Below are 19,672 nucleotides of genomic sequence, written 5' to 3'. Positions count from 1 at the left end.
TCGCATGGTGCGTCTTCCTCTGACTCCGGAACAGCTGGCCGCAGGTAAGCGCCTCGGTCTTCAGCTGCGGCAGGCGCGCGGTGATCGCACCCTCGCCGAGGTTGCGGAGGCGGCCGGGATCTCTCCGGAGACTCTTCGAAAGATCGAGACCGGGCGAATGGCGACACCCGCATTCACGACCGTCGCGGCCCTCGCCCGCGTGCTTCCCCTGTCGCTCGACGAGCTTGCCGACATCTGCCTTGCCAGCACCGGCCTCCGGCAAACCGGGTAGCAATTGTCCAGCCCGACCCGGTGTCGCCTGGTTGGGGCCATTCCCGGAAGGTTGTGGCCGGGGTGGCGGAGATCAGGGCTGAAGGACGTACTTCCCGCGGACGCCGCCCTGCGCGACCGCGCGGTGGGCGTCGGCGACCTGGTCGAGCGGTACGACGGCGTGTACCCGCGCCGGCAGGTGGCCGCTGGCGGTGGAGTCGAGGAGCTGGGCGAGCCGGGCACCGTCGGGATGTGCCACCAGCACGCGGACGGTGACGCCGCGTTCCGCTGCCGGCGCCGCGCCCGGTTGCACGCCGACGAAGAGGCCGCCGTCGCGGACCAGCGTGAGGCACTGTTCCTGGAGTGCGGCGCCGTCGGCTACCGCGTCCCAGGCGCGCGCCGCCGCTGCGGTGAAGTCGGCGCCGAGGCCGCGCACGAATTTCTCGTCTTCGTCCCGGGCCAGTCCAGTGACCCGCCAGCCGCGGTCCTGGGCGAGCGTCACGACGTACGCCCCGACCGCTCCGGCGGCTCCGGTCACCAGCAGGCTCCGGCCTCCACCGTCGCCGAGCACCTCGACCAGCTGGTCTGCGGCCAGGCCGTTGAGTGGGACCGTGGCTGCGGTGGCCAGGTCGAGACCGTCCGGCACGAGGGCGGTGTCGCTCGCCGGGACGATCAGCTGCTCGGCGTACGTGCCGAAGTCGCGGTCGAACCCGGCGACCAGCCCTGCGACGCGGCTGCCGACCGGGATGTCGACGTCCGGACCAGCCGCGGTGACGGTGCCGGCAAAGTCCCAGCCCAGGCCGGTGTGGTCGGGCTGGTCGATCAGCCCGAGCCGGTGGAACACCCCGGCGGCAAGCGCCAGGTCCACGGGGTTGACCGCGGCCCCGGCGATCTCGACCCGGACCTGGCCCGGCCCGGGCTCGACGACGGGTACGTCGATGATCTCGATGGAGTCGGGACCGCCCGGGGTGCGGACGATTGCGGTGCGGAAGGTGGTGGTGGTGGACATGTTCGCCTCCTGTGAGCCGGTATTTGTGCTGCACCACCACGATGGAGGGGTTACTCTCCAAAGGGAAGTAGGCACTTCAGGGTGCGTATGTCACCGCGGAGGAAGGAGCGGTCGATGCCGACAACGACGGCGGCCCAGGAGCGGGCGCAGGCGAAGGTGGAGTACGAGGCGTTCCTGGCGACGTGTCCCAGCCGTCAGCTCCTCGACCGGATCTCCGACAAGTGGGTGACGCTGGTCCTGGCCGCGCTGGGCAGCGATGGACCGCACCCGGGCGAAGACTGCGTCGACGAGCCTCGGCGGATGCGCTACTCGGAGCTGTCCCGTCGGCTGGCCGGAGTCAGCCAGAAGATGCTCACGCAGACGCTGCGCTCCCTCGAACGCGACGGCCTGCTCACCCGCACGGTGACGCCGACCGTGCCCGTCACGGTCACCTACGAGCTGACCGACCTCGGACTCTCGCTCCACGCCGTCATGCGCGGTGTCAAGGCGTGGGCGGAGGCGCATATGGACGAGGTGCTCGCCAACAGAAACACGTACGACACCCGCGTCGGCTAGCGCTCTGAACCTAACCACTCACGGGGAGCGGGGCGCCCTCGAAGCGTTCGCGGAGGGTGGATTCGGCGTACTCGTGCCGGAAGATCCCCTTCTCGCGGAGGAGCGGCACGACGTGATCGACGAAATCGGTGAGCCCGGAGGGGAATCCGTCCGGCATCAGGTTGAAGCCGTCCGCCGCGCCCGCCAGGAACCATTCCTCGATGGTGTCGGCGATCTGTTCGGGTGAGCCGACGACGAGCCGGTGGCCGAAGCCGCCGGCCTGGCGGAGCAGTTCGGACACCGAGTACCGGCTTTCGAGTGCCAGTCGCACAACGGCTTCCCGGAATCCGAGGGAACCGGCGAACGACGGATCGACGGGAGCGAGGAGCAACTCCTCGGGGATCGGCCGGTCCGGGTCGAGCGAGCTCAGGTCGACGCCGAGCATGCCGCCGAGACGTTCGGCGGAGAAGCCGTCGGCGGCCTTGGATTCCCAGTCCTCGTACCGGGCGATCGCCTCGGCCTCGGTGCTGCCCACCACGGTGACGAGGCCGGGAAGGATCTTCACCGCCTGGGGATCGCGACCGGCTACGCGCGCGACGTCTTTCACTTCCCGGTAGTGCTGTTGCCCGGCAGCAAGGGTGAGCTCCGCCGAGAACACCGCGTCGGCGCTGCGTCCTGCCAGTGCGCGGCCCTGCGGGGAGCCGCCGGCCTGCACGAGCAGGGGGTGGCCCTGCGGCGACGGCGGCACGGGCAGTACGCCGTGAACGTGGAAGTACTCCCCGTCGTGGTGCACGGGCACCCGGGTGGTCGCCGATTCCCACAGCGCCGTGACGACGTCCACGAACTCCGTGGCCCGGCGATACCGCGACTCGCGGTCGGGAATCCGGGAGAGGCCGAAATTGTGGGCGGTCCCGGCGTGGAACGTGGTCACCACATTCCACGCCACCCGTCCGCCGGACACGACGTCGAGGGAGAGGAACCGGTCCGCCAGGTCGAATGGATCGTTGAACGTCGTCGACGCCGTGCCGATCAGCCCGAGGTGTTCCGTCGCGCTCGCCACCACCCCGAGCACGGTGGTGGGTTCGAGGGCCCGTGTCGGTTTGACGGCGGGATCCTCGCGGAGCGCAGGACCGTCCGCGAGGAACAGCGCGTCGAGTGTGCCGCGCTCGGCGATCTTCGCGACCTCGGTGTAGTAATCGGGGTCTATGAACGACCTCGGGTGCAGGTCCGGAGCCCGCCACGCGGACGGGTGGAAACCCACGTCCAGCACGTTGACGTTGAGGATGACCTCTCGCAGCGCGGGCATCAGCCGGCAGGCTTCGCGGCCGCGCCGTCGACGTTGGTCTGGCTGCGGTCGGTGGCTCGCGCCGATTCGATGCTCTGCGCCACCCGGGAGAAGAACGGGTCGCTGTCGATGAGCTGGCCGATCCGCGGGTCGTGGTAGGTGTCGAGCAGCGGCGCGAAGTCGGGGTTGTCCTTGTTCTTCTCGTTGATGACGACCTCGATCCAGTACAACTCGTACGCGGGGGCGTTGAAGACGATTTTGTCGTCGGGGACGTCGGCGAGGTCGAAGTTGGAACGCCAGCCCAGTGCCAGGTCGACGTCGGGGAGCGTGCGCGGCAACTGCGCCAGCGCGGCCTCGGTGAACTCGAACGACTTCGGGTTGTCCTTCACGTCGCGGATGGTCACGCGCGACGGGTCGACACCGTCCTTCAGGGTCAGCTGGCCGAGGTCCTGCAGGGTCTGCAGTGCCTGCGCCTGATTCGACGGGTCGTCGGGGATGGCGACCTTCGCGCCCTTGGGGAGATCCTCGAGCTTGTCGTACTTCTCGGAATAGCCCGAGAACTTGAGGACGTACCAGTCTCCGGCCGCATACAGTCCGAGGTTGCCGTCCTCGTTCTGCACGCGCATCCACTCCTGATGCTGGCTGTGGTTGGCGTCGATGTCGCCCTGGGAGACCGCAAGATTCTTGAGTTTCGAATCCTCGATCTGCACCGGTTCGACGGTGATGCCGTGGTCGGGAGCGAGTTTCGCGACTTCCTTGGCGAGCTTCTCGTCCAGGATCGATCCGGCGGTGTATCCGATCTTGAACGTGGTCTGCGGGCCGTCGCCCTCGGTTCGGTCGTTGCCCCCGACCGCGCCGCACGCGGTGAGGAGGAGAAGCAGCGTGGCCGTCAGTCCGCCTGCCGCCACAGCGCGGGCGCGCGTCACCGAGCGGGGTCGAGTCGTCATGGGTGTTGTCCTCTGATCTGGGTGAATGTGAAGGAAGGCTCAGCGCCGGTTGGTGAGGCGGGCGGCCAGATCGCCGACGAGCTGGATGACCTGGACCAGTACCACGAGCGCGATGACCGTCGTGATCATCACGGTGTCGTCGAATCGGTTGTAGCCGTAGGCGATGGCGAGGTTGCCGATGCCGCCTGCGCCCACCGCTCCCGCGATCGCCGACATGTCGAGGATTCCGATCAGCGCGATGGTCAGCGCGCCGATGATGGTCGGGACCGCTTCGTGGAGTTGCACTTTGCGGATGATCTGGAAGTTCGACCCGGCCGAGGCGCGGCCCACTTCCACCACTTCGGGGGGAACGTCCCGCAGCGAGTTCTCGATCAGTCGCGCGACATACGGTGTGGCGGCCAGCGTCATCGGAACGGCCGCCGCCTGCACCCCGAGCGAGGTGCCGACGACGAATCGGGTGAAGGGGATGATGGCGGCCATCAGCACCAGGAACGGAAGCGATCGTCCGAGATTGACCACCCAGCCCGCCACCGCGTTGATCGCCGGGTTGGGGAACAGCCCGCGGGGAGCGGTGTTGTGCAGGATGACCGCCAGCGGAGTGCCCAGCAGGATCGCCAGGATCACCGTGATCCCGACCATCTGCACGGTCTGCTGCAGGGCGGGGAGGAACAGCTCGGGAAGTTCGTCGACCGGAGTCGAGATGGCCAGAACGACACTGCCCGGGGCGCTCATGCCGCGGCCTCCTCGGTGGCCCGGGCGGATGCGTCGTCGTCGACCCGGGTTCCGTGCAGGCCCCACGACGACAGCAGCTCGCCGACGGACGGATGCTCACCGGCCACCGAGATGGTGACCCGCCCCGCCGGGCGTCCGCCGACCGATTCCACGGTCCCGGACAGCACCCCGATCGACCGGCCGGTGGCCTTGCCGAGAAGCTCGATCCAGTTGGTGGGGACGGTGTCGGAGCCGTAGGTGACGTGCCAGAGCACGTCCCGGTCCTCGGCGGTGATGTGTGAACGGTCGGGGAGGAGGCCGACGCCGAGTTCGGAGTGGGGATTCCGGAGGAGTTCGATCACCGGGCCCGATTCCACTACCCGCCCCGCGTCGAGGACGGTGACGACGTCCGCGACCTGCCGGACGACATCCATTTCGTGGGTGATCAGCACGATCGTGAGCCCGAGGTCGTCGCGCAGTTCGCGCAGCAACGCGAGGATGGATCGCGTGGTGCTGGGATCGAGCCCGGACGTCGCCTCGTCCGACACCAGGACCCTGGGAGCGAGTGCCAGCGAGCGGGCGATCCCGACGCGTTGCCGCTGCCCGCCGGACAGCTGCCGGGGGTAGAGGTCGGCCTTGTCGGACAATCCCACCCGCTCGAGCAGTTCCGCCACCCGTGCCCGCCGCTCGGAGCGGCCCACACCGGCGAATTCCAGTGGCAGCGACACATTCTCGGCCGCCGTGCGACGGGCGAGGAGGCTCGACGCCTGGAAGATCGTGCCGATCGCGCGACGCTGATCGCGGAGCCGGTGTTCGGACAGTCCCGAGACGTCGGTGCCGTCGAGCAGTATGCGGCCCTCGGACGGGCGCTCCAGCAGGCTGATGATGCGCGACAGCGTGGTCTTGCCCGCACCGCTCTGGCCGATCACCGCCGCGATCTGGCCGGTGCCGACGGAGAAGTCGATGTCGTGGAGCACTTCGACGGAACGGGACTTCTTCCCGAATCGTTTCGTGACGGAACGGACTTCGATCATGCTGAACCACCTGTGTCGGATGACGGCACCTCGGGTCGGCCGTCGGGACGGAATTCCGGCCCGTGGACGGGCCGGTGGATTCCCGAAACGATAGGCGCGGGTAAACGGAAAGTCATGCCTAAGAATCGACTTGATCAGAAAGGACGCTAGTTTTGCGCGCCCGGATAGACCGGACGGCGGTGGGCTGGTGCCGGCGCCGGATCGGGCAGCCGCAGCGTCGCCCGGAGCGAGCGCTGCCGGTACCCACGGGGTCGAGTCGGCCTCGGCCACGCGGCGAAGCCGGCGTCGAGGTCGGTGACGGTCGCGATGTGACCGTCGACCTCCGTGGCGTCGGGATCGTCGGCGACGAACAGCAAGGCGTGCTCACGCACAGCCTGCCCGTGACGGTCGACCTGGCTGCGGTCCAGCACGACGATGTCGGAAACCTCGGCGGCGGAGACGATGTCGTCGCCGTCCTGCGCCCACCACGCGACGGGAATCGTCTGCTGCGGCGGGGTGGGGACGTTGAGGGGGCCGGCGATGTCGAAGACCCCGCGGTGGTCGGCGTAGACGATCCGGTCGGAATCCGCGAAACGCACGTCGTGTGGGCGTCCACGGATCGTGTCGGCCGGCCAGCTCTCCCACAGCGTGCGCGAAGCGTGGATCGCGTCGGTCGTGGCTGCGGGACTCGGTCCGGCATCGATCCAGACCCCCGCCGAGGCCAGGTTGCCCGGCGCCGATCGGTCTTCCACGCCGGTGAGCCAGCCGACCCGGCCGCGGCTGGTGTGATCGAGCGATGCGAGCCGGCGAGCCAGGTTGTACGGGTGGTCGAGGTGGGGGACCGCGGTGACGAACACACCGACGTCGTCGGTGGCGGCGATCAGGGCTGCGGCGGACACGCTGGGGGACAGCGCCGCGGTGGGCCGGGGAGCGGTCCGCGACACCCGCTCGACACCGAGCAGGACGAAGTCCGCGCCCGTGCGGGTGATGAATGCGGCGAGTTCGTCGACGCGGCCGCGGCGAATGGCGTCGACGAGCAGATGCTCACCGAGTGCGAGGCCGTAGAAGGTCCTGCTGCGCTGGATCACACTCATCGGAGGTCTCCCGGTGTCGGTTCGAGGGTCTGCTGTCGTGATGTCAAGGGGCATCTCCTGAGAAGAGGCTGGATGTCGCGAGCGCGAGGGACGTCAGGCCCAGGACGACCAGCAACATCGATACGGACGCACTGCGCCGGAGGACGCTGGACCGCGGATTCTGCGGGTCGTACCACAGCCAGAGAACCTGTCCGACACGGAATTCGCCCCTACCCGCATCGGACAGGGAGGCGCCGAGCGTCGGTCCGGGATCGAATGTCCGCCGCTGACCGACGAACTCGTCGCGTCCGATCCGATACGAATAGCTGATCGACGGCCGTACGTCGACGACCGAGCATTCGGACCCGGTCCACGACCGGGATCTCCACAGCGCGAGGACGCCCGGAACCCCACGGAACAGGAGGAACGCACCCGCGATGATCCAGACGATGATCACACGGGCGACGTTACGGCCCGCGTCGGTGTGTCGTACAGCCTTCTCCGCAGCGTGAGCGGAACACGAACCCTGTGCGTTTTGTTTCGAATCCCCGTAGTCGAAGGTGACTCGAATAGCTTTGGCTGGCAAACATTTAGGAAGGTCGTTGAAATCAGGACGAGCGGAAGACTCGGAGAACGGGCGGTCGGCGGCCTACGGTTGAAGGTGACGGCGGTCGACACCGATGCGGCCGCACGCACGGTCACCGTGCATCTGGCGGAACCGAACGCCCTGTTCCTGGCGGCGTTGTCGATGAACACGGCCGGGCTCGTCGCGGACGCAACCATCGATGCCAGCAAGGAAGATCAGTCGGTGGTGACCAATCTGATCGGCAGCGGACCGTTCGTCGCGGAGTCGGAGATTCCGAACAAGGAGATCAGACTCGTCAAGCGCCACGGGTACGACTGGGCGCCCGCCACCGCGAAGCACCAGGGCGAGGCGTACCTCGATTCGGTGACGGTCGTGCCGATCGAGGAGGACAGCATCCGCGTGGGTGCGTTGCGCTCCGGGGAGGGCGACGCCCTCCGGTACACCCAGCCGCCGGACGAGGCGCTGCTCCAGAAGGAGGGTTTCACCGTTCTGGGCCTGCGCACTCCCGGTCTGGCCAACGTCCTCGATGTGCGGCAGACCGCCGATTTCGTCGACGACGTCAACGTTCGCAAGGCGGTGATGTACGGGATCGACCGGGACCAGATCGTGTCCACGCTGTATTCCGACAATTGGAAGCCCGCGAACAGCATCATCACCGAGGGCGCGCTGGGGTGGAAGGACCGTTCCGACGAGGTGCGATTCGACCCGGACGAGGCGAATCGCCGGCTCGACGCGTCGGGTTGGACCACGCGAGATGCGGATGGCATCCGGCAGAAGGACGGCCGGCCACTCGAACTCGGTCTGTACATCGACGTCTACGACCACACGTCGAAACCGTTGTACGAACTCGTCCAGCGTCAACTCCGTGCGGTGGGAATCTCGCTGCAGCTGAAGCAGACCGACTTCGCGAACTATCCGGGTGCGGGGTCGGTTTTGCAGGACTGCCGGTAAGGCGACCGCGGATCCGAAACTCAGCCTGCGTCGCAACGGGTGGCCCACCGCGGACACCTTCCGGCTGACCCAGAACTACGACAGCGACCAGGGTGATCTGTTCCAGCTCGAAGGCAACGACCCGTATCTCGACGGCCTGCTCCGTTCGCAGGTCACCGAGACGGACCGGACCAAGCGGATCGCGTTGATCGAACAAATTCAGGATCACGTGATCGACAACGCGTACACGATCCCCCTTCTGCTGGATACCCAGATCTTCGCCGTCGCCCCGCACATCCACGACTTCCGCAACGCGGCCAACTCCGTGCCCTGGTTCTACGACACCTGGACGGAGCGCAAGTGAGTGCTGATGGGGGACAGAGCAGTTCATGTCACGACGCGTCCAGAATCAGACTGAGCGCAACGCTCGTCCCGTGAGCGATGCTCTGGGAAGGTAACGACTATCGCGGAAAGGGGAACCGTCATGAGCCGTCATTCCGTCGTCGGACTGCACGTCGACGCCGCACTCGTCACCGAGCTGCTCGACCCGAGGGAGCCGGCGCGACGAGAAGAGTTCGGGCGCAGCATCGACGAGTCGGGAATCGACTTCGTCGTTCTCGGCGGTGACCGCCTGGACGCGGGGGAATCGAGTTCCGCGACGATCGATGCGACCGTGGCCGCCACCGTCCTGGCTCGTCACACGACGTCGGCCGGACTGGTGGTGGCCGGTGCTCCCGTCCGCGATCACCCCTTCAATCTCGCGCGTCGGCTCGGCTCGCTCGATCACGGATCCCGCGGCAGGGTCGGATGGCTGATCGGGTCGGGCGACGGCGCGGTGGGGAGCTGGACGAGCGCGGACCCGGTGGACGCTGCGGTCGAAGCCGTGTCGGTCGTCCGGAAGTTGTGGGAGAGCTGGCCGGGCGACAGCATCGTCGACGACGCCGAGCGCGGCATCTTCGCGGAATCCGAGCGGATCGTCTACATCGATCATGCGGGTACGTTCTCCGTGTCGGGCCCACTCAACGTTCCCGAGCCACCGCAACGCAAGCCGCCCGTGTTCTGGCGTCCCGCGAACGCGGCCGAATTGGTGGCGGCGCGGCGCACGGCCGACGCCGTGATCCTCGCGGACGAGGATGCGGTGCGACGCTACCGGGCGCACTTCGACCCCGATGCCGCCCGTGACCAGGTGTTGCTGCTCGACCGGCACTGGGCCCCGGACGGCGTTTTCCCTCTGGCGACGGAGGCCGACGGTGTGGTCTTCCGAGGGGCCACCACGGCTACCTTGCCCGTCCTGCTCGACGCGGTGCGGCGGGAGCCGATCTTCCAGGACCCGCGGCGCACCCTGCGTGACCGTCTGGGGTTGCAGACGGCGGAGACCGTACTGTCCGGCGGCCGCAGCGCGTTCCCGGTCACCTGAGCATTCCACCGAAGACAGGAGATTCACCATGACAGCGGTATCCGAGGCCCCCGCGCCGGAGGCGGTGCGTCCGCCGGCACGCGGCTCCGCCGAACTGGCGGCCGTGATCGCCGTGATCGCCGAGGACGCCGCGCGGCGGCGCGCCCGTGGCGGGACCGAAGGCCCACAGCGGGCCGTCGAGTTGATCCGCGAACACCGGCTCGGGGCCGTGCGTGTGCCGCGGGAACACGGCGGCGGTGGCTATACCTTGCAGGATCTCTTCGATCTGGTGATCGACCTCGCCGAGGCCGATCCCGATGTGCCACACATTGTCCGGGTCCACTACGCGTTCGTCGAGGAAGTGCTGCGGGCCCCGCGCACCGAACGCAAGGACGCATGGCTGCCGGAGATCCTGTCGGGTAAACTGTTCGGCGGCGCATCCTCGGAGCTGAGCACCCGCGCCGTCGGCTCCTACAGCTTCGAATCCACCCTGACACCGCATCCCGGCGGGTACCGCCTCGACGGGGTCAAGTTCTACAGCACCGGGTCGCTGTACTCCGATTTCATCCGGGTTTCCGCCAACCTTCCGGACGGCAAGGCGCTCAGCGCAATCGTTCCCGCCGACCGGGCGGGGATCGTCCACAAGGACGACTGGGACGGAATCGGCCAGCGCCACACCGGCAGCGGGACGACGGTATTCGAGAACGTTGCCGTCGACGAGTCCGAGACGCTGCCGTTCCGCGGTGGCGACGAGGAGACCCGGCCGCGGCAGGCCCTTCCCCAGTTGTATCTGCACGCGATCGCGGCGGGCATCCTCCGCACCGTCACGGCCGAGTCCGCCGAGCTGATCCGCGGTCGCAAGCGCAGTTTCGTGTTCGCTGTCGCCGAGGAACCACGTCACGATCCGCAGTTGCTCGAGATCGTCGGAACGCTGTCCGCGGCGGCCTTCGCAGCGGAGTCCGTGGTCCGGGCGGCTGCGGCAGCACAGGATGTGGCCGCGGACGTCGCGCGCACGTCCGGCGTCGACGCCCGGCTCGAGCAGGAGGCCGCGGTACTGGCCGCGAAGGTGAAGGTCTCCATCGAGGACATCGCGCTCCGGGCAGCCACCCGGTTGTTCGAGGTCGGCGGCGCCTCGGCCACCCGGGAGTCGGCGCACCTGGACAGGCACTGGCGCAATCTGCGAACCCTGTTCTCCCACAACCCGACGGTGTACAAGGCGCGGGTGATCGGCGACCTCGTGGTCAACGAGACTCCGCTTCCCGACACCGGATTCTTCTGATTCGGAAGGCATCGCCGTGAGTAGATCCCGACGCCAACTGGTGCTCAACGTGAACGTGCTGGACGTGGGAATTGCCCCGGGGGCGTGGACCCTCGACGACGTGCATGCGCGCTCGTTCGTCGATCTCGACCACTTCACCAGGATCGCCCGGATCGCCGAGCGTGGCACCCTCGACGCGTTCTTCCTCGCCGATGGCCCCGGCTTCTGGGAGAACCCCCGGGTGAAGCCGACCCGGGCGCTGGAACCGTCGGTGATCCTGGCGGCCGTGGCGACGGCCACCGAGAACCTGGGCCTGATCGGGACCGCCTCCACCACGTTCAACGACCCGCTCGATCTCGCCGAACGCTTCCTCTCCCTCGACTACCTCAGCGGCGGCCGGGTGGCGTGGAACGTGGTCACCACCTATTCGCCGACGGCCGCAGCCAATTTCGGATTCGAACAGATTCCGGACCGCGACTACCGCTATCGCCGCGCCGAGGCGTTCGTCGGCGTGGTGACCGCGCTGTGGGAGAGCGCTCGGAGCGGTGTCCCGGTGTCGCATCACAGCGAGTTCTTCGACGTCGACGGCGTGCTGCGGGTGCCGCCGTCGGATCAGGGGCAGCCGCCCCTCATCCAGGCAGGCGGGTCGCCCGCCGGGCGTGACCTCGCCGGCCGCACCGCACACGGCGTCTTTTCCGCGGAGCTCACGCTGGACGCCGGGCGCAGGCACTACAAGCACGTCAAGGACGTGGCCCGTGCGGCCGGCCGCAATCCCGACGATGTGAAGATCCTGCCCGGGCTGATCACGGTCATCGGCTCGACCGAAGCGGAGGCCGTCGCTCGACACGAACAACTCCGCACGCACGTGCCCGCGAAGTTCGGCTGGGACCGGCTGAGTCTGACCCTCGGTGTCCCGCTCGCGGAACTCGACCTCGACCAGCCGATCCCGGCGTCGCTCCTGGACGGACCGCCCGACCCGGCGACGTTTGCGGGTTCCCTCGGGTTCCGTGAATCAGTGGTCGGTCTGGCGCGTGAGCGGAATCTGACCGTGGCCCAGCTCCTTCGCGAGTTGGACGGGGGTGGCGGGCACCGCGCCGTGATCGGCACACCGGAACAGGTGGCCGACACCATCGAGGCGTGGTTCCGCGCCGAGGCGGCCGACGGATTCAACCTGATGCCCGACGCGTTCCCGTCCGGACTCGACACCTTCGTGGACGAGGTGGTGCCCCTGCTCCGCAAGCGGGGGCTCTTCCGTTACGAATACGCGGAGAAGACCCTGCGTGAGCGCTTCGCGGTGCCGGTTCCCGAGTACGGCGCCGCGCGGTCGGCGTGAGTTCGTTCAGACGGTGAGGGGGAGCTCGTGACGTCACCGCGTTCGGGGTCGCAGGCGGTGGAACGGGCGATCGCAGTACTCGCCTGCTTCGAGGGCGGGCCCACCGACCTGACCGTCAGCGCGCTCGCTGCCCGCACCGGATTGGCGGTCAGCACGACGTATCGTATCGTGCAGGCCCTCGTCCGCGGCGGCTTGCTCGAGCGCGACGAGCGAACCGACTGCTATCGGGTGGGGCCGAGCCTGATCTCGCTGGCCGTTCCGTCGCTGGGGCGTCTCGACGCCGAATCGTTCGCCCCGCACCTGTATTCGCTCGCCGCACGTGTGAAGCTGACGACCAGTCTCGGGGTCGCGAAGGACGATGTCGCGGTCACCGTCTTCTCGGCGCGCCCACCCGAACGGTTTTGCATGCACCAACTGCCCGGTGCACGTCAACCGCTGCAGAGCAGCGCGATGGGCATGGCGATTCTGGCGTTCGGTACGGCGTCCGCACGGCGCAGCGGTTCGGTGGCGGCGTCCTCCGACCTCGAACGGGTCCGACGGCTGGGCTACGCCGCGGCCTTCTCCTCGGAGAACCGGGACGTGCTCGCCGTTGCGGTTCCCGTTCTCGACCCGGAGGGACGGCCCCGCGGCGCGTTGGGGGTGCAGGCGCTCCGCCGGCGACTCACCGACGATCTGGTGCGGGAGATCGTGACGCCGATGCGGGGCGTCGCGGCGCGGATCGGTGCGGGTGCCGGAACTGCATTTCCCGCGTTCCGGTAGGGAAAAACTCAGGGTGAACCTTTTTCGCATTGTGAAAATACCGTTGTAGCACCGTGGTTCGGGATTCGATGATGATCGCGACGTATCGATTCAGCCCGAAACCAGGAGTACTCATGACACTCACCACCGCCGCGCCCGCCGAATCGGATCGGACCGCCGGCACCGCGCTCGAGGTTCGTCCGGTCGCCGGGCACATCGGCGCCGAGATCTCCGGAATCGACCTCCGGAAAGAACTGGCCGACAACGAGGTAGCCCAGGTCCGCGACGCGCTGCACCGCTACAAGGTCCTGTTCTTCCGCGACCAGGAGATCGGGCACGCCGAACAGATCGCGTTCTCGCGGAAGTTCGGTGACGTGACGCCGTCGCACCCGTACGACGACGAAGCCCCCGAGGGTTTCCCGCAGATCCTCGCCGTCGACAGCCGCAAGTACGAGAAGCGCTTCGGCCGCAAGAAGTACAACTACGACAACAAGTGGCACACCGATGTCACCGCGCTGATCAACCCGCCTGCCGGCACGATCCTGCGCGCGCACATCGTCCCGGAACAGGGCGGCGACACCCAGTGGACCAACCTCGTCGCCGCGTACGAGGGTCTGCCGGACTCGCTGAAGGGCCTCGTCGACGGTCTCCGCGCCGAGCACCGGTTCGGCGGCAGGCACCCGCAGTGGGCCGACGACAGCAGCTACGCCCAGAAGACGCGGGAGAACCCGCTCGTCACCGAACACCCGGTGGTCCGCGTGCACCCGGTGACGGGGGAGCGGGCACTGTTCGTCACACCCGGTTTCACCGCCCGGATCGTCGGGGTCTCGCCGGCGCAGAGCGACCGCCTGCTGGATCTGCTGTTCGCCGAGGTGACCAATCCGGCGTACACGGTGCGCTTCCGCTGGGCGCCGGGCAGCCTCGCGTTCTGGGACAACCGTGCCACCGCGCACCTCGCGCCCACCGACCTCGACCACCTCGACGTCACCCGGGTCCTGTACCGCACGACCCTCGAGGGCGACGTTCCCGTCGGCCCCGACGGCAAGGAGTCCACGTCCATCGCCGGTGCGGCGTTCCGCGGCGAGAAGTAGGCGGCTTCGCCACCCGTGCGCCTTTCTGGTAGCCAGCGCTACCAGAAAGGCGCACGAGTCCATAAAGGAGACAGACGAAAATGACAGTTATCGACGACTGTCCCGGTGTCGCCACCGAGCTCCGGATCGCTCCCATCGCCGGCTATATCGGCGCCGAGGTCAGCGGTGTGGATCTTGCGGGTGAACTGGACGAGGCCACCGCTGCACGACTGCGGCAGGCATTGCTCGACCACAAGGTGCTGTTCTTCCGCGACCAGCCCCTCGACCACGCGGCGCAGATCCGGTTCTCCCGCCACTTCGGGAAGGTGACGCCCGCACATCCGTACGACTACAACGCCCCCGAGGGCTACCCGGAAATCCTGGAGGTGGACAGCCGCAAATACGCGGCCCGCGGCGGTGCCCGCAAGTACAGCTACGCGAACTTCTGGCACACCGACGTCTCTGCGCTGGTGAATCCGCCGGCGATCACGTTCCTGCGATCGGAGCTGGTACCCGACGTCGGGGGCGACACCACCTGGACCAATCTCGCTGCGGCGTACGCCAACCTGCCGGAATCGTTGAAGACATTCGTGGACGGCCTGCGCGCCGAGCACCGCTTCGGGGGACGACAGAAGCGCTGGGAGGCGGGCAGTGATGCCGAGCAGAACGTCACCACCAAGCCGATCGTGACGGAGCACCCGGTGGTCAGGGTGCATCCCGAAACCCGTGAGCGCGGGCTCTTCGTCACCCCCGGTTTCACGAGTCGCATCCTCGGTGTCTCCCCGGCGCAGAGCGACCGGATTCTCGACCTGCTGTTCGAGGAGGTCACGAACCCGGCCTACACCGTCCGTGTTCGCTGGCAGAACAACAGCATCGGAGTGTGGGACAACCGCATCACCGCGCACCTCGCACCGGCGGATCTCGACCATCTCGACGTCGTGCGGGTGCTGTACCGCACGACCGTCGAAGGTGATGTTCCGGTCGGCATCGACGGTCAGCCGTCGCGGTCGGTGGTCGGCAGCGCGTTCCACGGCGCCGACTGAGCCCGGGGCGACGACATGAGGGCTGAGTCGCGGATCGGGTTGCGCCGCAACAGGTCGATCGTTGCGGCGGTGTTGGTCACCGGTATGGCACTGGTGGTCGCCGCGTGTGGTGGGTCCTCCTCCGGGGGCGGCACGACGGCGGACGGCAAGACGGTGCTGCGGTACGAGGGCAGCCCGGCCAGTGTCACCTTCCCGGAACTCGCGGAGGACCTCGGCTTCTTCGAGAAGGTGCAGCTGGAGTGGCTGGGTGACACGACGAGTGGACCGCAGAGCATTCAGTCGGCGGCCACGGGGGACACCGATTTCGGGTCCGCGTTCAACGGTGCCATCGCGAAACTCGTCGACGCCGGGGCGCCGCTGACCGGAGTCGTGTCGGTATACGGGTCGGACGGCGACACCGAGACCGACAGCTTCAACGGCTACTACGTCCTCGAGGGCAGCCCCATCCGGACGGCTCGTGATCTGATCGGCAAGAAGGTGGGGATCAACACCCTCGGCGCCTACCACGAGTACGTCATCAAGGAATGGCTGTTTCGCGCCGGACTGACCAACGACGAGATCAACCAGGTCGAGCTGACCGTCGTGCCACCGAACAACACGGAACAGGCACTGCGGTCGGGGCAGATCGACGTGGGGAATCTCGGTGGGATCGTGAAGGATGCCGCGCTCGGCCGGGGCGGGTTGACGCCGCTGTTCACGGATGTCGATCTCACCGGACCGTTGGGGATCGGGGCGGTGGTGTTCCGGAACGACTTCATCGCGAAGAACGAGGACGCCACCCGCGACTTCGTGCAGGGGGTCGCGCGTGCCGTGCGGTGGACGCAGACTGTGCCGAAGGAGGAGGTGGTCGACCGATTCGTGAAGATCATCGAGGGTCGTGGGCGGAACGAGTCCACGGAGTTCGTCCGGCAATGGAAGAGTGCCGGCGTGCCCGCGCCCGGGGGAGTGATCGACCCCGGGGAGTTCCAGATCTGGATCGACCAGGGCGTGCGGTTGGGGGTGCTGAAACCGGGGGGTGCGGCGGCCGAGGACCTCTTCACCAACGAGTACAACCCGTACGCGAACGGCACCTATCCGCCCCACAGCGACGCCGACGGAAACGCGGTGTAGGCGGCTCCGCCGCCCGTGCGTGGTCAGCGAGTCTCACTCGTCAACCACTCACGGGCTGTGGAGTGCCCGGCGGACGGCGTCGGCGAAGGACGTGGGGTCGTGAATCAGCCAACCGTGGTTGCCTGTCACAGTGATGACGGGCGGATTGCGCAGCGCCTTCCGCATCGACTCGAAGCTGGCGAGAGGAATTGTCCGGTCCCCGCGACCCCAGACGAGCGACACCGGTAGGCCCCGGTCGGCGAGCACGCCGAGTTCGTGGCGCAGGTCCGCCCGTCTGGCCAGGTGTGCCGTTCGCCAGACCGCACCCGGATCCCGCAGCGCGTTGGGCAGAAAACCGTTGACGAGCGACGCCGTCGTGTGCGCGATGGTCCGGATCGACAGCGCCTCACCCAGCGCCGAAGCGCCCCAGTCCCACAGCGGCCTCTCGCCGATGGGCCGGATTCCCCAGCCGTCGGACGACCAGGCGCCACCACCGACCGAGTTGACGAGCACCAGGCGCGCGACCCGCTCCGGAAGGTCGTGCGCAGCCTGAATGGCGACGCCCCCGCCGAAGGAGTGGCCGACCAGTGTGACCGGCTCGCTGATTCCCGCCTCGTCGAGGAACCGTCCGAGCCAGGCCGCATAACCGGCGAAGGTCCGGGCCTCGGGTGGATGGTCGGGGGTTCCGCCGAAGCCGGGGAGCGTCGGAGTGACGACGCGATGCCCCTGCTGGGCGAGCATCGACAGGCTGCGGCCGTACACCCGCGGGGTGAGCCCCCATCCGTGCAGGAAGACGACGGGCGAACCTCGCCCCACGACAGTGAGGGTCGCGGCGTCCGCACCTGTGGGTTCCCCGAAGATCTCGGGTTCTGAGTTCTGGATCAGTGACACGCTCCACAGCGTGGATGACGCGCATGCCGTCGGTAACGGGCCGAATTGCCTGAAGACATACCTGTTTTTGGGGTTTCGTGACGGACCGGTCGGTTCGATATCTAATCGTTATATACCTGGACTGCGAAAACAGGTATCTGTATGGGCCATTCGGCCGTTGTCCGCTGAGTCCGTGACCGGGATGTTATCTAATGTCTCGTCCGAACGGCACTCGTGTCGACGGGCACCAATGAATTGAAGGACTCAGCTCAATGGCCAAGCATAGATTGCGTCGGGGCAATCGTCTGCAGTTTTCGACCGGCGGTCTTCTGATCGCCGCCGGTGTGGGAGTGGGAGCGTTTCTGCTTCCCGTTGCTCCCGCTGCAGCGGAGCCGATCACCATCCCAGGGATTGGGACATTCGAGATACCCGGTGTTCCGCCGGTGCCGTCGGCTCCGAACCCTGGGCCCCTCCCGGGACCGCTGCCCGCCCCGCCGGCACTGCCCGCCCCGCCGGCGTTGCCGTCTACCCACGGCGCTCAGGCTCTCGCGGCCGCCCAGTCGAAGATCGGATCGCCGTACGTCTGGGGTGCCACCGGCCCGAACTCCTTCGATTGCTCGGGTCTGGTGCAGTGGGCATACAAGCAGGCCGGCATCTCGGTGCCCCGCACCACCTACGACCAGATGGGCGGTGGATCGCCCGTCGACAAGGGCAGCCTGCAGCCGGGTGATCTCGTCCTGTTCAACGGGGCCGAACATGTCGGGCTCTACGCCGGGAACGGCACGGTCGTCCACGCGCCCACCGCCGGGCAGCCCGTGAAGCAGGCGCCCCTCGATTCGATGCCGTTCTACGCGGCGCGCCGGTACTAGGCGGCTCCGCCGCCCGTGCGCCTTTCTGGTTGCCAGCGCTACCAAAAGGGCGCACGGGGCGCGAAGCGCCCTACGAGTTGCGGATCAGATCCGACGCCCGCTCACCGATGAGGACGGAGGGTGCGTGGGTGTGCCCGCGGATGATGGCGGGCATGATCGACGCGTCGGCGACGCGCAGTTTGTCGACCCCACGGACCCGCAGTTCGGGTGTGACGACACTCGCGTCGTCGTTGCCCATGCGGCACGTCCCGACCGGGTGGTAGAGCGTGTGGGCGTTCTCCTGCAGCGCCCGCGCGAGAATCTCGCCGAGTGGAGTGCTCGGCTCCACCGCCGGGCGAATCATGTTGCCGAGCAGCGACTTCAGCGCCGGGGCCGATGCGAGGGCGTCGCACAGGCGCAGTCCTTCGAGCATCGCCCGCCGGTCGACTCCGCCGCTGTCGCTGAGGTAGCGGGGATCGATGATCGGCTTCGCGAGGGGATCCGCCGACTGCAGCGAGATCTCGCCTCGACTCTCGGGTTTCACGAGGATGGTGCCGATCACCGCGGCGTGACCGGTCGCCGGGATGAGGCCCTCGTCGAAGAACGGCGCCGGCCCGAAGATCATCTCTAGGTCGGGCAGCGTCAGATCGTCCCGACTGCGCGTGAAGCCGTACGCCTCGGCCACATTCGAGGTGAGCATGCCCCGGCGACGGGTCAGGTAGTTGAGCAGCTCGGGGATCTTCTCGGCGGCGAACAGTGAGTCCGAGTCGACGCTGTAGCCGAGGAACGACACCAGGTGATCGAGGAGATTCTTCCCGACCTCCGGCAGGTGCTGCTGCACCGCGATTCCGTGCTCACGTAACTGCGCCTCGTCGCCGATGCCCGACAGCATGAGGAGTTGCGGGGAGTTGATCGCCCCGCCTGCGAGGATCACTTCCTTCGCGGCCCGGACGGTGCGCCGCACCCCGTGCTTCTCGTACTCGACGCCGACGGCCGCGGAACCCTCGAACACAACCCGGGTGGCCTGGGCGCCGGTGAGGACGGTCAGATTCTTCCGTTTCAGCGCCGGCCGGAGGTAGGCGTCGGCGGTACTCCACCGGGCGCCCCGCTTCTGCGTGACCATGGTCTGTGAGAAGCCCTCGGGCCGAGTGGTGTTCGCCCGCTCGACGGGGTAACCGGTCTCCTCGGCCGCCGCGAGGAACGACCCGGTGAGGGCGCGGGGGCTCCGCTGGTGCGAGACGACGATCGGCCCGCCGGTTCCGCTGTCGGCGTCCGACGCGCCCTGCACGTCCTCGATGCGGCGGAAGTACTTGACCACTTCCTTGAACGACCAGGAGTCGTCGGTGAGGTCGGCCCACTCGTCGTAGTCGGCGGCGAACCCGCGCACCCACATCATCGCGTTCATCGACGACGAGCCGCCGAGCATCTTGCCGCGCGGCCAGTAGATCGTCCGCCCACCGAGTCCGGGTTGCGGCTCCGTCAGGTAGTCCCAATCCATCTCGCTGCGAAACAGTTTCGAGAACGCGGCGGGGATGTGCGCGAACTTGTCCTTGTCCTCACCACCGGCCTCGAGGACCACGACCTCGCTGCCGGAGTCGGCGCTGAGCCGGCCGGCCAGCACGGCACCTGCCGAACCCGACCCCACGATCACGTAGTCGGCCACAGACAGTTCCTGATTCATCGTTCATCT

The 19,672-nt window shown here is 67.9% G+C and carries 21 protein-coding genes; 12 read left to right on the top strand and 9 right to left on the bottom strand.

Annotated features, from left to right (window positions below):
- Window positions 1–4: 4 nt before the first annotated feature.
- A complete protein-coding gene (locus ACFVJ3_RS19815) occupies window positions 5–271 on the top strand; it encodes a helix-turn-helix domain-containing protein (protein WP_378453639.1) in 267 nt (88 codons plus the stop codon).
- A gap of 72 nt (window positions 272–343) precedes the next feature.
- On the opposite strand, the gene ACFVJ3_RS19810 is transcribed toward ACFVJ3_RS19815, so the two are convergent.
- Window positions 344–1,258 (bottom strand): NADP-dependent oxidoreductase, encoded by a 915-nt coding sequence (locus ACFVJ3_RS19810; RefSeq protein WP_378453638.1) that lies wholly within the window; start codon window positions 1,256–1,258, stop codon window positions 344–346.
- Between the two features lie 114 nt (window positions 1,259–1,372).
- Between ACFVJ3_RS19810 and ACFVJ3_RS19805 the strand changes: the two genes are divergently transcribed.
- Entirely contained in the window at window positions 1,373–1,813 is a 441-nt protein-coding gene (locus ACFVJ3_RS19805; RefSeq protein WP_378453637.1) for a winged helix-turn-helix transcriptional regulator, read from the top strand.
- Window positions 1,814–1,823: 10 nt separating this feature from the next.
- Here ACFVJ3_RS19805 and ACFVJ3_RS19800 read toward each other — a convergent pair whose 3' ends face one another.
- The 6 genes from ACFVJ3_RS19800 to ACFVJ3_RS19775 form a co-directional block, all read right to left on the bottom strand.
- Window positions 1,824–3,098, bottom strand: a complete 1,275-nt coding sequence (locus tag ACFVJ3_RS19800; protein WP_378453636.1) for an LLM class flavin-dependent oxidoreductase — start codon at window positions 3,096–3,098, stop codon at window positions 1,824–1,826.
- Entirely contained in the window at window positions 3,098–4,024 is a 927-nt protein-coding gene (locus tag ACFVJ3_RS19795) for a MetQ/NlpA family ABC transporter substrate-binding protein (RefSeq protein WP_378453635.1), read from the bottom strand. The genes ACFVJ3_RS19800 and ACFVJ3_RS19795 overlap by 1 nt, the downstream gene beginning before the upstream one ends.
- A gap of 39 nt (window positions 4,025–4,063) precedes the next feature.
- Window positions 4,064–4,756: a methionine ABC transporter permease gene (locus ACFVJ3_RS19790; RefSeq protein WP_378453634.1), complete on the bottom strand. Its 693-nt coding sequence runs from the start codon at window positions 4,754–4,756 to the stop codon at window positions 4,064–4,066.
- On the bottom strand, window positions 4,753–5,769 hold the full coding sequence (locus ACFVJ3_RS19785; RefSeq protein ID WP_378453633.1) for a methionine ABC transporter ATP-binding protein: 1,017 nt from the start codon (window positions 5,767–5,769) through the stop codon (window positions 4,753–4,755). The genes ACFVJ3_RS19790 and ACFVJ3_RS19785 overlap by 4 nt, the downstream gene beginning before the upstream one ends.
- A gap of 146 nt (window positions 5,770–5,915) precedes the next feature.
- Entirely contained in the window at window positions 5,916–6,842 is a 927-nt protein-coding gene (locus ACFVJ3_RS19780) for an LLM class flavin-dependent oxidoreductase (RefSeq protein WP_378453632.1), read from the bottom strand.
- A 43-nt stretch (window positions 6,843–6,885) separates the two neighbouring features.
- Window positions 6,886–7,278: a DUF3592 domain-containing protein gene (locus tag ACFVJ3_RS19775; protein ID WP_378453631.1), complete on the bottom strand. Its 393-nt coding sequence runs from the start codon at window positions 7,276–7,278 to the stop codon at window positions 6,886–6,888.
- A 204-nt stretch (window positions 7,279–7,482) separates the two neighbouring features.
- Here ACFVJ3_RS19775 and ACFVJ3_RS19770 point away from each other — a divergent pair, with 204 nt between their 5' ends.
- The 9 genes from ACFVJ3_RS19770 to ACFVJ3_RS19730 all read left to right on the top strand — a co-directional run bounded on the left by ACFVJ3_RS19770 (window position 7,483) and on the right by ACFVJ3_RS19730 (window position 16,285).
- Entirely contained in the window at window positions 7,483–8,358 is an 876-nt protein-coding gene (locus ACFVJ3_RS19770) for an ABC transporter substrate-binding protein (protein ID WP_378453630.1), read from the top strand.
- On the top strand, window positions 8,327–8,701 hold the full coding sequence (locus ACFVJ3_RS19765; protein WP_378453629.1) for a hypothetical protein: 375 nt from the start codon (window positions 8,327–8,329) through the stop codon (window positions 8,699–8,701). The genes ACFVJ3_RS19770 and ACFVJ3_RS19765 overlap by 32 nt, the downstream gene beginning before the upstream one ends.
- A 120-nt stretch (window positions 8,702–8,821) precedes the next feature.
- Complete coding sequence (locus ACFVJ3_RS19760; protein ID WP_378453628.1) at window positions 8,822–9,754, top strand: LLM class flavin-dependent oxidoreductase; 933 nt, start codon at window positions 8,822–8,824, stop codon at window positions 9,752–9,754.
- A 28-nt stretch (window positions 9,755–9,782) separates the two neighbouring features.
- A complete protein-coding gene (locus ACFVJ3_RS19755; protein ID WP_378453627.1) occupies window positions 9,783–11,012 on the top strand; it encodes an acyl-CoA dehydrogenase family protein in 1,230 nt (409 codons plus the stop codon).
- Window positions 11,013–11,028: 16 nt separating this feature from the next.
- On the top strand, window positions 11,029–12,324 hold the full coding sequence (locus tag ACFVJ3_RS19750; RefSeq protein WP_378453626.1) for an LLM class flavin-dependent oxidoreductase: 1,296 nt from the start codon (window positions 11,029–11,031) through the stop codon (window positions 12,322–12,324).
- Window positions 12,325–12,351: 27 nt separating this feature from the next.
- Window positions 12,352–13,083, top strand: a complete 732-nt coding sequence (locus tag ACFVJ3_RS19745) for an IclR family transcriptional regulator (protein ID WP_378453625.1) — start codon at window positions 12,352–12,354, stop codon at window positions 13,081–13,083.
- 113 nt (window positions 13,084–13,196) lie between these two features.
- A complete protein-coding gene (locus ACFVJ3_RS19740; RefSeq protein ID WP_378453624.1) occupies window positions 13,197–14,153 on the top strand; it encodes a TauD/TfdA dioxygenase family protein in 957 nt (318 codons plus the stop codon).
- Window positions 14,154–14,233: 80 nt separating this feature from the next.
- On the top strand, window positions 14,234–15,175 hold the full coding sequence (locus tag ACFVJ3_RS19735) for a TauD/TfdA dioxygenase family protein (RefSeq protein ID WP_378453623.1): 942 nt from the start codon (window positions 14,234–14,236) through the stop codon (window positions 15,173–15,175).
- A gap of 15 nt (window positions 15,176–15,190) precedes the next feature.
- Window positions 15,191–16,285 carry an ABC transporter substrate-binding protein gene (locus ACFVJ3_RS19730; protein WP_378453622.1) on the top strand — a complete coding sequence of 365 codons (1,095 nt, stop codon included), beginning with the start codon at window positions 15,191–15,193 and terminating at the stop codon, window positions 16,283–16,285.
- Between the two features lie 48 nt (window positions 16,286–16,333).
- Here the strand turns inward: ACFVJ3_RS19730 and ACFVJ3_RS19725 are convergent, their stop codons facing one another.
- A complete protein-coding gene (locus ACFVJ3_RS19725) occupies window positions 16,334–17,155 on the bottom strand; it encodes an alpha/beta fold hydrolase (RefSeq protein ID WP_378453621.1) in 822 nt (273 codons plus the stop codon).
- 251 nt (window positions 17,156–17,406) lie between these two features.
- On the opposite strand from ACFVJ3_RS19725, the gene ACFVJ3_RS19720 reads away from it, so the two are divergent.
- Window positions 17,407–18,003: a C40 family peptidase gene (locus ACFVJ3_RS19720; protein WP_378453620.1), complete on the top strand. Its 597-nt coding sequence runs from the start codon at window positions 17,407–17,409 to the stop codon at window positions 18,001–18,003.
- 70 nt (window positions 18,004–18,073) lie between these two features.
- On the opposite strand, the gene ACFVJ3_RS19715 is transcribed toward ACFVJ3_RS19720, so the two are convergent.
- A complete protein-coding gene (locus tag ACFVJ3_RS19715; RefSeq protein ID WP_378453619.1) occupies window positions 18,074–19,663 on the bottom strand; it encodes a GMC family oxidoreductase in 1,590 nt (529 codons plus the stop codon).
- Between the last annotated feature and the right edge of the window lie 9 nt (window positions 19,664–19,672).

Source organism: Rhodococcus sp. NPDC127593 (genome assembly GCF_042671975.1).
GTDB lineage: Bacteria > Actinomycetota > Actinomycetes > Mycobacteriales > Mycobacteriaceae > Rhodococcus_F.
This window is presented reverse-complemented; position numbering and strand designations above follow the sequence as displayed.